This window comes from Phenylobacterium sp. (assembly GCF_025351295.1).
GTDB lineage: Bacteria > Pseudomonadota > Alphaproteobacteria > Caulobacterales > Caulobacteraceae > Phenylobacterium.
Genome location: NZ_JANXWD010000105.1, coordinates 26,026 through 40,095, shown reverse-complemented (window position 1 = coordinate 40,095; position 14,070 = coordinate 26,026). Strand labels below are relative to the sequence as shown.

Below are 14,070 nucleotides of genomic sequence, written 5' to 3'. Positions count from 1 at the left end.
TTTCGGCGGTGCGTTCCGGCGGCTAAACTGCCCGCCATGCAAGATGACGCCATTCTGCTGGAGCGAGAGGAGCCGCTGTCACGGCTCGAATCCGCCTTCAGGGCGGCTGCGCGCGGCCGTGGGCGGGTGGTGTCCATCGAGGGCGAGGCGGGCATCGGGAAGACCTCGATGGTCTATGCCTTCGCGGCGGCTCACCAGGCGCAGGCGAGCGTCCACATCGGCGGCTGCGAACACCTGACCACCCCCGAGCCGCTAGGCCCCCTGCGCGATGTGGCCCGCGAGAGCCAGGGCCGCTTCACCCTTTCCGCCACCAGCCACCTTGCCTCCTTCGAGTCCCTCCTGCGCCTGCTCACCGACCCGCGCGGCGCGGCCGTCCTGGTGATCGAGGACCTGCACTGGGCCGACGACCTGACCCTCGACCTGCTGCGCTATCTGGCGCGGCGCATCCGGACCGCGCGCGTCCTGGTCGTCGTCACCTCCCGCAACGACGAGGGCGGCTCCCAGGGTCGACTGGCGGCGCTCTGGGCGGACATGCCCCGCGACGCCCACGAGCGGATCGAACTGCCCGCGCTTTCGCTGGACGCGGTCTCGACGCTGGCCCAGGCGCTCGGCCGCCCCGCCCGCGAAGTTTTCGAGGCCACCGGCGGCAACCCGTTCCACGTCACCGAGTACCTCGCGACCTCCGGCGAGGGGGTTCCGCGCAGCGTGCAGGACGCGACCCTGGCGCGCGCCGCGCGCCTGACCGCCGGCGGACGGCGCGCGCTCGACTGCGCCTCCATCTTTCCGCGCCGGATCGACGAACCCCTGCTGCGCGTCCTGGCCGAGGACGGCCATCACGTCGGCGTCGAGGAGTGCCTGCGCGCCGGCATGCTGGAGGCCCGCAACGGGGCGCTCGGTTTCCGCCACGAGCTGGCGCGGCGCGCGGTGCACGAGGCCATATCCCCCCTGCGTCGCCGCGACCTGCACGCGGCGGCCCTGGCCGTGCTCAAGGGGCGCGACGACGGCCGCGCCGCCGAGGCCGCCCACCACGCCGAACAGGCCGGCGCGGCGGAGGACCTTGTGCTGTTCTCGGTCAAGGCCGCTCAGGAGGCGGCGGCGGTCGGCGCCCACAGCGACGCCGTCGCCCATCTAGCCAAGGCCCTGGCTCAGGGCGACGGACCCGCGGGCCTGGCGCGGGCAGACCTGCTGGAGCGGCAGGCCGAGGCGGGAGAACAGTGCGGCGCCTTCGATATCGCCGCCGCCGCCATCGCCGCCGCCATCGCCGCGCGTGAGGCCGCCGGCGACGTGCTCGGCCTCGGCAACGCCCTGCGGATTTCCGCGCGCCTGCAGTTTCAGCACGGCGGGACGGAACTGGCGGAGCAGCACGCGCAGGACGCGCTGGAGGTGCTTCGCGACCACACCGAGACCTGGCAATACGCCATGGCGTTGAGCGGCCAGGCCCAGCTGGACATGCTGGCGTCGCGGGCCGCCCCGGCGATCTCACGGGGACTGGCCGCCATGGCCATGGCCGATCGCCTCGGCCGCTCCGACATCTACATCCACGCCCTCACCAACGTCACGGCCGCGCAGGTCTCGGCGGACACCGACGCCGGTATACCCCAGATGCAGGCGGCGATCGGCGAGGCCCGCCGGCGCGGCGAGCTCGATTCCCTGCCGCGCCTGTATTCGAACCTGGCGTATGTGATGGCGCACGATCGCCGCCATGACGGCCTGTTCCAGGTTATCGAGGACGGGATCGATGTGGCGGTCGCGCGGGACAACGCGCCCATCCAGGCCTACATGCGCGGCTCGCGCGCCACGGCCCTGCTCGACCTCGGTCGCCTGAAAGAGGCGATGACCGAGGCGGAATCGGTTGTCTATGGGCCCTATCCCAAAGGCACCCTGCGGTTTCCCGCCTTGCTGGTCCTGAGCCGGGCCCGCGTACGCTTGGGTCTGGCGGAAGGCGGGGTCGTCGACCAGGCGCGCGCTCTGCCGACAGCGCAGCGCGACGTCATGCGACGCTGTCCGATCGCCGTAACCGACGCCGAGGCCCATTGGCTGGGAGAGAAACGGCCGGATGCGCCCCGCGCGCTGCGCGCCGCGTTCGAACAGGCGCTGTCGAGCGGCTGCGCGCTGTGGGCGCTGGCGGAAACGGCCTTGTGGCTGAAAGTCATGGGCGAGCCGGTGTCGCTTCCCGCGGCTGTCATGAACCGCATGTCTCCGGCCTATCGGCTGCACATCGCCGGCCGCTGGCTGGAGGCCGCCGCGGCCTGGCGCGACCGGGGATGCCCGTACGAGCAGGCCCTTGCCCTGTCGATTGGCGAGGAGGCGGCGCGCCGCGAGGCGCTGGCGCTGTTCGACGACCTGGGCGCCCGCCCGGCCGCGCGCCGGCTTCGCCGGACCCTGCGCCAGAGCGGCGTGCGCGGCCTGCCCGTCGGTCCCCGCTCGGCCCGCCGCAATGACCCGGCCGGCCTGACTCCCCGGCAGAACCAGGTGCTGACCCTCCTGGCCGAAGGGCTGTCGAACAGCGAGATCGCCGAGCGTCTCAGGACCTCGGCCAAGACCGTCGAGCACCACGTGGGCGCCGTCCTCGCCGCCCTGGATGCCGGCAGTCGCCTGCGGGCGGTGCACGTCGCGCGCGAACGCGGCCTGCTGGCCCCCAAGGAAAGCTAGGGGCCCAGCCTCACAAATCTAGGGGTATTCCCCGAAGCGCCGCCGCGCCGGACCCGTCATTTCCAGTCGCCTCTGTAAACCGAGCTCAACTGGAGGTGGAGATGTCCCGCGTGGGCGCAATGTTCTACAGCACCGTCTGTTACGTCATCTTCTCCGCCGTCTCTCTCTATGCGATCGGGTTCATCGGCGGCTTTCTGACGCCGACCATGCTGGACGGCGCGCCCGGCCGGCCGCTCGGGCAGGCGCTGGCCATCGACGTCGGATTGCTGGTGGTGTTTTCCCTGCAGCACAGCGGCATGGCGCGTCCCGCCTTCAAGCGCTGGTGGACCCGCGTCGTGCCGGACGCCGCCGAGCGCAGCACCTATGTGTTGGTCAGTTCGCTGGCGCTGGCCGCCCTTTTCGTCCTGTGGCAGCCCATCGGCGGCGTCATCTGGCGCGTTCCTCCGGGCGGCGCCTGGAGGGCCATGATCGGCGTCAACCTCGGCGGATGGGGCCTGCTGATATACGCCACCTTCCTGATCGACCACTTCGACCTGTTCGGCCTGAAGCAGGGTTGGCGCAAGCTCACCGGCCACGCCTACCGGGCGCCCCAGTTCCACACGCCCAGCCTCTACAGGCTCGTGCGCCACCCGCTCTACATCGGCTGGCTGACCATCTTCTGGGCGGGCCCGGTGATGACCAGCGCGCATCTGCTCTTCGCGGCCGGCGCCACGGTCTACATCCTGGTCGCCATCCAGCTCGAGGAGCGGGATCTCGTCGACGCCTTCGGCCAGATCTATGTCGAATACCGCGAAACGACCCCGATGCTGATCCCGCGCCTAGGCCGCCGGCGGCCCCTCCTGCCGCGCACCCTGGGCGGCCGCCTTGGGGGTTGAGGGCGAGTTGACGATCATCGCAGGACGAGGCGCATCCCGGTCCGTATCCCCAGGCTCAAGGTCTCGATCGCCGTGATCGCTGAGGCCTGAATCCGCCAGGGCGCCGAACCCGGACGGGTCCCTCGGGACAATCGCCACCCCCGCTTCCGGAGGCCGCGCGATCGCCGCGGCCGGGAGTCCGTAATGCCGCCATTCCGGTGCGGGTCGCGCCGTCCGGCGCCGAGGGTCGCGAACAGAATCAGCGCCGGCGGCCGACGGCGCGAGTGCCGACCGCCAGGCGATAACGCAGAGGAGGAGATCGAATATGCTGGATGTGACGATCGTGCTGCTGGAGGACGGATTTTCGTCAACCGCCGTCATGCCGCTGGAGATCTTCCATTCGGCGGGAAGGCTATGGAACGTGCTGCATGAGAACCCCTCGGAGCCCGCCTTTCGCGCGCGGACCGTGACGCTCGACGGCGGTCCGGTGCGCGGCGCCCACGGCCTCGGGGCCACGCCGCACGGCGCGCTGGCGGATGTGGCGCGGACAGACGTGGTCATCGTCTCGACGTCGAGCCTCGATCTCGACCTTGCGTCCGTGGCCGACAGCCCGCTGCTGCCCTGGCTGCGCCGTCAGCACGAACAGGGCGCGCTGGTGGTCGGCGTCTGCATGGGCGTGGCCTATCTGGCCGAAGCGGGCCTCCTGGATGGCCGCGCCGGCGCCACCCACTGGGCGCTCGCCGACAAGTTCGCCGGGCGCTATCCGGATGTGTGCTGGAGGCGGGAGCAGTTCATCACCGAGGACAACCGCGTGCTCTGCTCCGGCGGGGTTTTCGCCTCGGTGGACGTCAGCCTCTACCTGGTCGAGAAGCTGTGTGGCCACGAGATCGCCGCTCAGTGCGCCAGGTCTCTGCTGCTCTCGATGCCGCGGATCCCGCAGTCCGGCTATGCCGGGCAGACGCTTTCACAGGCGCACGGGGACGAGCGCGTGCGGCGGATCGAAGCCTTCCTGCAGGCCAACTATCGGCGCGACGACCTGTCGACCCCATGCCTGGCCGAGCGCGCCGGGCTGGGCGAGCGGACCTTCGTGCGGCATTTCAAGGCGGCCACGGGCCAGCTGCCGGCGGCCTATCTGCAGGCGCTGCGCATCCAGGCCGCCAAGGTGATGCTCGAACGTGACGCCAAGCCGATTCAGGCCATCAGCACGGAGGTCGGCTACGACGATGTCGCGTTCTTCCGCAGCCTGTTCAAACGGATGACCCGGATGACGCCCACCGAGTATCGCGCCCGCTTCACACCCCTGAAGGCGCCAACGCCGACTCGTCTGCAAGCTCCGGAGCGGCGTTTTGACCGTCCGCGCTCGAGCCCGTGCGCAACGCTCTGACCGAACCGGCCGGGTAATTCGGCGGCGGAGAAGGCCGTCCCGGAGGTTTGCGCCCGACCCCGCCCGACGCGCCTCCAGGTCCCGGGCCGGGCCACCGCCCGCGCCGGACCTGAAGCGGCCCTGCCCTACCAGGCGTAGCTCAGGCGCGCGTAGACGAAGCGGCCGTTGAAGCCGAAGGGCGAGAAGCTGGGGAAGCCCAGCGGACCGTTGGTGTTGACGTTGTTCGGCGTGGCGTTCGGATATTCGTCGAACAGGTTGTCCGCGCCGATCGCCGCCACCAGACCGAGCGGGCTCTTCCAGCGCGCCTCCAGATCGACCACCACGTGCGCGCCGGTGTCGAAGTCCAGCGCCGCCGCGTTGTTCGGGACCAGGACGTTGCCGTAGTAGGTGGCCGAGGCGGTGGCCCCGAAGGCGCCCCGCGACCAGTCCGTCGAGGCCACATACTTCTGCCGGGGCGTGCCGCGCTCGAACGTCAGGCGATTGCCCCGGTCGAAGAGGATCGGCGGAACCGGCAGACCGGAAAGCACCGCGGTCGTCGGGATCTTCTGCACCTTGGTCTCATTGAAGTTCGCCGCCGCCGTGACATCGAACCGGCCGAGGTCCTGGCTGCCCCAGCCGTAACGGCCCACCACATCGAGGCCCCTCGTGCGGGTGTCCACGCCGTTGATGAAGAAGCGCGCCGCGCCGAGCCCGGCGCCCGAGCCCGGCGGATTGATCAGGTTGAAGATGGCGATCGCCGTGGGCGAGCCGGTCGGAGACCCCTGGATGTTCTCCGACAGCACGATGCGGTTGTGGATCTCGATCTGATAGGCGTCCAGCGTCAGTTCGAATCCGCCGCGATGGAAGACCGCGCCGGCCGAGACATTGGTCGACTTTTCAGGCTCGAGCGGTCTGCCGCCCAGCGCCTTGGCTACCACGCTGGTCGAGGGGAAGGTCCCGACCTCCACCGGGGTGTTCACTCCACCGATCAGGATGAAGTTGGTGGAGGTGGCGGTGAAGAACTGTTGCTGCAGCGCCGGCGCCCGGAACCCGGACGCCACGGTGCCGCGCAGGGCGACGCTGTCGGTCAGGGCGTAGCGGGCGGAAACCTTGCCGTTGGTGGTCGATCCGAAGTCTGAATAGGTCTCGTAGCGGGCGGCCAGATCGACGTCGAACCGGTCCGTGATCGGCGCATCGAGGTCGACATACAGCGCTTCGGAGTGCCGGGTCCGGTCAACTTCGTTGGACGGTTGGAAGCCCGGGAAACCCTGGGCGCCGGCCGCCTTGCCGGCGATCCCGCCGAACACGAACGACGCCACGTCGCCCCGGCCGATCCGATAGTGCTCGCGCCGATATTCCGCGCCGAACGCCAGGTTCGCGGGCTTGGCCAGCCGCAGGTCCAGCGGACGGGTGACGTCGAACGTCGCGACCAACTGGTCGTACCGCATCGTTCCGGCGTCGAACCTGGTGGGGGACGCCGCGCCAAGCGAGGCGTTGACCGAGTCGATCACGCCATAGTGGATCTTGTCGTAGCCGTAGACGGCGCCGGCGTTGACCTTGAACCCGGCGATGTCGCCCCTGCTGCCACCGGCCACGGTGAAGTCGTCGATATCCGTCGTGATCCGCGGCAGGAAGCCGCCCGGGAAGATCGCTGTCACGTTGTTGGCGTTGTTGGCCAGCCGCGGGTTGGCGGCGCTGTCGGTCTTGCGCTTCTGGTAGCCGGCGAATCCATAGGCATCCCAGGTGTCGTTCAGGGGCAGGCCGGCGTTGGCGTAGAGGCTGGTGTTGCGCGATTGCGGGTCACCGTAGCGCGAGGTGATCTTGGGGGGCGTGACGCGCGGATCCAGGTCGCCGCGGCTGGTCGGGTTGCTCAGCCGGTATTCCCCCGACAGGGTCAGGAAGCCGGTGTCGCCCAGCGGCAAACCCTGCCAGCCGGAGGCGGTCCAGGTGACGCCGTCGGTCTTGTGCTTCCCGGCCGGGTCCCGCGTGGTTTTGACGTCGGTGTCGTAGCCGCCGTAGGTCACGCTCGCCGATCCGCCCTGGCGGGCTTCGCGCAGGCGCAGGTTGATCACCCCGGCAATGGCGTCGGAGCCATATTGCGCCGAGGCGCCGTCGCGCAGGATCTCTACCCGGTCCAGGGCTGACGACGGGATGGCGTTCAGGTCGACGGCGGCCGAGCCGCGGCCGATGGCGCCGTTCACATTGACCAGGGCGGAGGCATGACGGCGCTGGCCATTGACCAGCACCAGCGTCTGATCGGGCGCGAGGCCCCGCAGCGTCGCCGGCCGGATCGAGTCCGTGCCGTCCGCGATGGCCGGCCGCGGGAAGTCCAGCGAGGGCGCCAGCGCCGCTAGCGCCGCCGCCAGTTCCGTGTTGCCGCGCCGCGCGAGGGCGTCCGTGGAGATCACATCGACGGGGGCCAGGCTCTCGAGCCGGGTGCGGCCTTCGGTGCGGCTGCCCGTGACGACGATTTCGTCGACCTCGCCCGGGGATCGTGGCGGGGCGGCGGTGGCGGCGCCGGTCCACAGGGTCAGTACGGACGCTGCGGCAAACAACGCGGTGCGAGAGTTCATGAGGCAGGTTTTCCCAGCTTGATCCGGAGGTGCGTCCGGACGCGCGCGGAGGCCCGCGCTCAGCGCCCGGCGATCCGTTCAGGCTCAGAGATGCGCGGCGGTCGATTTGCCCCCAGGCGCCGCGGGGACGCGACGGTGGCGCGGAGGGTCTAGATGTTGCGGGCGCCGAGCCGGTGGTTGAGGTTCAGCTGGACTTCGAGGCCGTCCGGCGGGCCGCTCGCGCACGCGGAAGGAAGTCCGGGGCGGGCGCCTTGGCGATATCGAAGTGGGCCAGCACGGCCATGGCTCGCGCCAGGGCGCCTCGACGTCTGGGATCGGCCAAGGCCCAGGCTTCCAGGGCCAGAGCCTCGTCGGCGGACAGCGGTGCGCCGTCGATCCGCGCCGCCCAGTCGGCGGCGGCGTGGTCAATATCCTCGCTGGACTCGCGGCTGGTCATTCTGGCGCGGATCTCGATTCTCAGAAGCATGAGATGCTTGAGGCTCCGGCATTCCACCAGTCTTCATCGCCGCCATCAAGATGCGCAAGGCGCGGCCAATGTGCTTCTCCACCGTGCTCTCCGAGATACCCATCCGCTGCGCCGTGGCCCGCTGCGAAAGACCCTCGACCTTCCGAAGCGTGAAAGCCTCACGACACTTCAGGGGAAGCGCGGCGATCAGTTCGCTGACCCGGTGCAGGTCCCGGCGCCCCGCGGCGTGTCGCTCAGGGCTAGGTTCGTCCAGTGCGGTCGTCAGGGATTCGACGTCGCCGATCGCGTCGATACGAACGATCCGGGCGCGGCGCAGGTGGCGCAGGATGACCGAATTCGCCGTCTGGAATGCATAGGCCTTGGGCGAGGCGATGTGCTCGACGGCCGGAAGCGCCGCCAGGACGGCATAGGTTTCCTGGACGACGTCGTCGGTCTCCAACCCGTCGACCCTGCGCCGGAACAACCACGCCCGAAGGGCAGGCTCATGGGGCAGGATGTGGCGGGCGAGCCAGGAACTTCTTTCGTGGGGCGGTATCATTGTCGCCCCATGGTGCATCTTTGCTATTATGTCGCAACCGGATGCTGCAATTGCCCTGCCTAATTGTCAGAATCACCCCTGTCATGGCGTTGATAATCTTGGTGGGCCCTTGGATATATTCTCGTATCTTAAATTGTGGCGTTCATTGGGCTGCGAGATATTCGAATCGCCGATGGCGAGCCGCGCCGCAGGCTCCCTGGGAGGAAAGGCCCGCGGCGCGGCTCTCCCGGCGTCGCGGCGGCGGGCTCGGGGGGGCCGCCGCCAGCCGGGAACTGGGCGTGTCGATCGGTCTGCGCTGACGTGCAGCGTGGAGTCAGAGAGCCCTGGCCAGAGAATTGCCCCCATCCGCCCCCGCCGGCGAAAAGTGCGCGAACCGGGGTGTCGCGTGTGGGGGGCGTGAGGCGCGCCGTGGCTCCAGCAGCAGGGCGGCGCCGTCGTGTCGTCGTCCGCCAGACCCGATCGGACGGCAGACGGCGGTGACGCCTGTCCGCCGGTCGGGGCGGGGCGGCAGTCGTGGAGCGGATCATGGGTCTCAGTCGTCGCAAGTTCCTGCATCGGATCGGGGCAGTGGGCGGCTATGGCGCGGCCTATTCGGTGATGACCACGCTGGGGTTGATGGCCGTGCCGGCGAAGGCCGCGCCGCTGCAGCTGCCGGCCACCCTGGGGGCTGGCAAGCGCGTCGTGGTGCTTGGCGGCGGCATCGCCGGGCTGGTGGCGACCTACGAGCTGGAGCGCGCCGGCTTCAAGGTGACGCTGCTGGAGGCCCGCGACCGGCTGGGCGGCCGCAACTGGACGCTGCGCAACGGCTCCAAGGTCGAGATGGTGGGCGAGGCCGACCAGACGGTCTCGTTCTCCGAGGGCCTCTATATGAACGCCGGCCCGGCGCGCATCCCCAGTCACCACCAGGGCCTGCTCGGCTACTGCGACAAGCTGGGGGTGCCGCTGGAGGTGGAGGTCAACGCCAGCCGCAGCGCCCTCATCTGGTCGGAAGGCTCCAACGGCGGCCAGCCGATCCAGATGCGCCAGGGCGTGAGCGATACCCGCGGCCATATCTCCGAGCTGCTGGCCAAGGCCATTCGCAAGGGCGCGCTGGACCAGGAACTGACCGCCGCGGACAGGGAGAAGCTGCTGCCGTTCCTCAGGTTCTACGGCGACCTGGACGAGAGCATGGCGTTCAAGGGCTCGGAGCGATCCGGAATGACCCAGCTTCCCGGCGCCGGGCCCCAGCTCAGCGTCAAGCGGACGCCGCTTTCGCTAAAGGACCTCCTGGCCAACGAACAGCTGCGCCAGACGCTGTTCGAGGAACAGCTCGTCCAGCAGGCCACCATGTTCCAGCCGGTCGGCGGGATGGACCGCATCCCGGCCGCCTTCGAGCGCGCGATCAAGAGCCCGGTGATCAGGAACGCCGAGGTGCTGAAGATCCGCCAGGCGCCGGCGGCCGTGACCGTCGCCTGGCTCGATCGCGCGAGCGGCGCGGAACGGACCACCCGGGCCGACTTCGCCATCGTCACGATCCCGCTCAACATCCTCGCCGGCATCGACAGCAACTTCGACCCGGCGGTGAAGGCCGCCATCGCCGATGTGCCCTTCGGCTATTCGAACAAGATCGGTTTCGACGCGCCGCGGTTCTGGGAACAGCAGCAGATCTACGGCGGCATCTCCTGGGTCGGCGGCGAGACCAACATGGTCTGGTATCCGTCGAACGGGATGCATGCGGCGCGCGGCATGCTGCTGGCCTGCTACGCTTCAGGAGATGTCGCCAAGTCCCTTGCCGCCCGTCCGATGGCCGAGCAGATCGCGATCGCCAAGACCGCCGTCGGCCACCTGCATCCCGGGCACGCCGGCGACCTCAGCCGCCCGGCGGTGGTCAACTGGAGCAAGATCCCCTTCAACCTGGGTCCCTGGCCGGCCTGGGTCGGCTCGGGCCGCGCCAGCGAAGGCTCCATGGTCGATGCCGGCTTCCGCCTGCTCAACGCGCCGCATGGGCGGGTCTATTTCTCGGGCGCCCATCTGTCACAGCTGCCGAGCTGGCAGGAAGGCGCGGTGTCCGCAGCCCAGCGCACCCTGGGCCTGATCGCCGCCCGGGTCTCACAGTCTGCGGCGACCGGCGGCGGTCGCCCCGCCGCCCCCGCCTAGACCCCCTCGCCCCGACCTTCGGCGCTCAGGCCGGCGCCGGCGCCGGTGCGGGATCCGGAACCACGAGCTCGTCTTCCCACTTCCCGACCACCGCCGCGGCCACCGAGTTACCCAGCACGTTGGTCGCCGAGCGGCCCATGTCGAGCAGATGGTCCACGGCGAGGATGAGCAGCAGGCCGGCTTCGGGAAGGTGGAAGTAGGAGAGGGTGGCGGCGATCACCACCAGCGAGGCCCTAGGGACGCCCGCGACCCCTTTCGAGGTGATCATCAGCAGCGCCAGCATGGTGATCTGCTGGCCCAGGGACAGGGTGAGGCCATAGGCCTGCACCACGAACAAGGTTGCGAAGGTGCAGTACATCATCGACCCGTCCAGATTGAACGAGTAGCCGAGTGGCAGCACGAAGCTGGCCACCTTGCGCGAGACGCCCCACCGCTCCAGTTCCTCCAGCGTGCGCGGGTAGGCGGCTTCCGAGGAGGCGGTGGAGAAGGCGAGCAGCGCCGGGCTGCGGATGGCGGCCAGCAAGGCCAGCCCGCGCCGCCCGACGATCAGCAACAGCGCCAGCATCAGCAGGCCCCAGAGCACCCCCATGGAGAGATAGAAACCGCCCACGAAGCGGGCGTAGGTGAGCAGGATGGACAGGCCGTTCGTGGCGACCGTGGACGCCAGCGCCGCGAAGATCGCGAAGGGCGCGGTCTTCATGACATAGCCGATCACCTTGAGCATGATCCTGGCGATCTGGTCGACCAGGACGATCACCGCCGGCGCGCGGTCCTCAAGGGCCGAGACCGCCGTGCCCACGAAGACCGAGAACACCACGATCTGCAGGATCTCGTTGTTGGCCATCGCCTCGACGATGGATCTCGGAACCAGGTGGGTGACGAACTCCCGCAGCGTGAACTTGGTCGTGTCGACACCGGCGGCGCCGGCGGCGCCCGGGTCGATCAGGCCCAGGCCGGTCCCCGGATGGAGCCAGTGGACCATGATCAGGCCGATGGTCAGCGACACGATGGACGCGCCGACGAACCAGAGCATGGTCTTGGCGCCCACCCGGCCCACCGCCGCGGCGCCTTCCATGTGGGCGATGCCGGCCACCAGGGTCGAGAACACCAGGGGCGCGATGACCATCTTGATCAGCCGCAGGAACACGTCGGTGACGATCGACAGGTTGTCGGCCACGGTCTTGGCTTCCGCCGCCGGCAGGAGGTGGTTCACAAGCCAGCCGACGCCGACGCCCAACACCATGGCTGCGACGACAAGGGTGGCGAACAGTCGATTCATCGGGGGTCTTGCTCCGGCGCGAGGCCCGCGGGGGGAGGCGGCGCGAACTCTAGGCAGAGAGCTTCGGGCCGACGTTTTCCGCCGCCGGCGCACGCGGACGGGCGCACTCGTGACTGATGTTTCGCGACCGGAGATGGCGGAAGGCCGAGCGCCAAGCCTCCCTGTCGTGGGCGAAGCGCCGATCTCGACCGACTTGGGTTCCGATGCAATTGCGCGCCGGACTGCGGTGTGTGTCGCCACTCACAAACCCGCCGGAGACAGATATGAAGCCATCATTGACAACAGCCAGGGGCCTCCGCCGGTTGGCGCCGCTCGCCATTGCGGCCCTGGGCGTGGCGTCGGCCGTCGCCGCCACACCGGCCGGCGCGGCGACCTTCGCCTTCAGCACCGGGAACCCCGACGGCCGAATCGGGACCCTGTCCCGGCCGGCCGGCCCGGGCGCTGTCCAAACCGAGACGGCCGACGACTTCGCCCTGGGCCAGGTCTCGCGGATCACCCACGCGACCTTCATCGGTCTGCTGCCGACCGGAACTGCGCTCAGCAGCGTCCGGAATGTCGAGATCGAGTTCTACAACGTCTTTCCGGGAGCCTCGGCGGATCCGCCCTCCGGCAACGTGCCCACGCGCGCCAATTCGCCGGCCGACTTCGAGATCGCGTCGGCGACGCGCGACGGCCATGACGGGTCCCTGACCTTCGCCACGACCCAGCTCGATCCGTCGTTCACAGTCGCCAACACCGTGGTCGACGGCATCAACCGCAGCCCTGGCCAATTCACCGGCGGCGAGGGTCCGGCCACCGGGCAAGAGGTGCTCTTCGACATCCAGTTCACGACCCCCGTCTTGCTCGGCGCCGATCACTTCTTCTTCCGCCCCGAGGTCGAGCTGGCGGATGGCCAGTTCCTGTGGCTGTCAGCGCCGAAGCCGATCCTTGCGCCTGGGACGCCCTTGGCCCCGGACTTCCAGGCGTGGATGCGCAACGACAATCTCGTCCCAGACTGGCTCCGGATCGGCACCGACATCACCCATCAGGCCCCCTTCAACATGGCCTTTTCGCTGGACGGCGTGGCCGGCGTGCCAGAGCCGGGCGTGTGGGCGATGATGCTGATCGGTCTGGGCGCCGCCGGCGTCCAGCTTCGCCGCGCGCGCGCCCGAGCCGGCGCCGTGACCTGAGCGCCTCCTGAGACGCGCCGCCCCGCCGGGGGCGGCGCTGCTCCGGCCTAGGACTTCGCCGGCGCCTTGCGCGGAATGAACAGCTTGGCGCCCTTGCCGGTCTTGTAGGCTTCGGCAAAGTTCGCCTGGTTGATCCCGAGGCTCAGACGCCCGCGGGAGTCGATATAGAACAGCTCCTTGCCGACCGGGACGTCACTGAAGGTATTGACCAGCGGGAACGCGTAGCGCTTGCCGTCGATCTCCACCGGCACCACGTCGCCGCGCACATAGCCGAGCTGGGCAAATGCATCGCCCGTGAGGTTGAGGATCAGGTTGCCATAGGGGCCGTCCGTGCCGATCGCCTCGGCCGAGGCGCCGGCGGCGTCGAGCTTTGCGGATTTCAGGTCCAGCCGCACCAGCTTGGCGACATCCAGGGCGGGACCCGCCTGCGTCCAGTCGTCGCCGCGCGCCAGGTGGGCCGCGACGGGGGAGAAGATGTCGCGGCCATGGAAGGTCGACGAGCGCTTCTCGCCGATCATCCAGGCGGTGTTGGTGATCTCGCGCGCACCGACCAGGCCGTCGCGATCCTGAATCAGGGTCAGCAGCCCGTTGTCGGGCAGCACGAAGAACTGGCCGCGCCGCGACTTGGCGATGATCGCCTTGCGGGTCGATCCGACCCCGGGGTCGACCACCACCAGCAGGATCGCGTCGGCCGGCAGATAGGGCGCCGTGCCGGCCAGGAAACGCGCGGCCTCGGCGATGTCGTACGGCTCCACCGTGTGCGTGATGTCGAGGATGCGGACACCGGGGGCGACGCCGTCCATCACCGCCTTGCAGATCGCCACCGCGTCGTCCTTCTGGTCGAAGTCGGTCATGAAGCCGATGATCTTCAGCGGCGGGCCTGCGGACGCTGCCGGGGCGGCCGGGGCGCCCAGGAAGGCCAGGGCCGCGGCCAGCAGCAGAAGCAGTCGTTTCATCGGCGGTCCTTTCCAGATGCGCCGGACCAATCAGCACGCTGCACGGTCCGGCTCAAGCCATCGGCGGCTGGAGCCTCTGCGTCG

Annotated in this window: 10 protein-coding genes; 5 read left to right on the top strand and 5 right to left on the bottom strand. The window is 69.6% G+C overall.

The genetic code is table 11. The features are described 5' to 3' along the window. Positions 1-36: 36 nt before the first annotated feature. The 3 genes from Q0R13_RS14655 to Q0R13_RS14645 all read left to right on the top strand — a co-directional run bounded on the left by Q0R13_RS14655 (position 37) and on the right by Q0R13_RS14645 (position 4,890). Positions 37-2,652 carry an AAA family ATPase gene (locus Q0R13_RS14655; protein ID WP_293905160.1) on the top strand — a complete coding sequence of 872 codons (2,616 nt, stop codon included), beginning with the start codon at positions 37-39 and terminating at the stop codon, positions 2,650-2,652. 101 nt (positions 2,653-2,753) lie between these two features. Next, complete coding sequence (gene mddA, locus Q0R13_RS14650; protein WP_293905159.1) at positions 2,754-3,527, top strand: methanethiol S-methyltransferase; 774 nt, start codon at positions 2,754-2,756, stop codon at positions 3,525-3,527. A gap of 304 nt (positions 3,528-3,831) precedes the next feature. Further along, complete coding sequence (locus tag Q0R13_RS14645; RefSeq protein ID WP_293905158.1) at positions 3,832-4,890, top strand: helix-turn-helix domain-containing protein; 1,059 nt, start codon at positions 3,832-3,834, stop codon at positions 4,888-4,890. Between the two features lie 125 nt (positions 4,891-5,015). Here the strand turns inward: Q0R13_RS14645 and Q0R13_RS14640 are convergent, their stop codons facing one another. The 3 genes from Q0R13_RS14640 to Q0R13_RS14630 all read right to left on the bottom strand — a co-directional run bounded on the left by Q0R13_RS14640 (position 5,016) and on the right by Q0R13_RS14630 (position 8,446). Further along, entirely contained in the window at positions 5,016-7,442 is a 2,427-nt protein-coding gene (locus Q0R13_RS14640; protein WP_293905157.1) for a TonB-dependent receptor, read from the bottom strand. 184 nt (positions 7,443-7,626) lie between these two features. Continuing rightward, positions 7,627-7,878, bottom strand: coding sequence for a hypothetical protein (locus Q0R13_RS14635; RefSeq protein WP_293905156.1), 252 nt, complete (start codon positions 7,876-7,878; stop codon positions 7,627-7,629). Then, the gene (locus tag Q0R13_RS14630) at positions 7,847-8,446 is read right to left on the bottom strand and encodes an RNA polymerase sigma factor (RefSeq protein WP_293905154.1); all 600 of its coding nucleotides are present in this window, start codon (positions 8,444-8,446) and stop codon (positions 7,847-7,849) included. The genes Q0R13_RS14635 and Q0R13_RS14630 overlap by 32 nt, the downstream gene beginning before the upstream one ends. 525 nt (positions 8,447-8,971) lie before the next feature. Here Q0R13_RS14630 and Q0R13_RS14625 point away from each other — a divergent pair. After that, on the top strand, positions 8,972-10,582 hold the full coding sequence (locus Q0R13_RS14625) for an FAD-dependent oxidoreductase (protein WP_293905152.1): 1,611 nt from the start codon (positions 8,972-8,974) through the stop codon (positions 10,580-10,582). A gap of 25 nt (positions 10,583-10,607) precedes the next feature. On the opposite strand, the gene Q0R13_RS14620 is transcribed toward Q0R13_RS14625, so the two are convergent. Next, on the bottom strand, positions 10,608-11,861 hold the full coding sequence (locus Q0R13_RS14620) for a dicarboxylate/amino acid:cation symporter (protein WP_293905150.1): 1,254 nt from the start codon (positions 11,859-11,861) through the stop codon (positions 10,608-10,610). A 302-nt stretch (positions 11,862-12,163) separates the two neighbouring features. On the opposite strand from Q0R13_RS14620, the gene Q0R13_RS14615 reads away from it, so the two are divergent. Beyond that, positions 12,164-13,030, top strand: a complete 867-nt coding sequence (locus Q0R13_RS14615; protein ID WP_293905148.1) for a PEP-CTERM sorting domain-containing protein — start codon at positions 12,164-12,166, stop codon at positions 13,028-13,030. A 47-nt stretch (positions 13,031-13,077) separates the two neighbouring features. On the opposite strand, the gene Q0R13_RS14610 is transcribed toward Q0R13_RS14615, so the two are convergent. Continuing rightward, a complete protein-coding gene (locus Q0R13_RS14610) occupies positions 13,078-13,986 on the bottom strand; it encodes an SAM-dependent chlorinase/fluorinase (RefSeq protein ID WP_293905146.1) in 909 nt (302 codons plus the stop codon). Positions 13,987-14,070 lie beyond the last annotated feature (84 nt).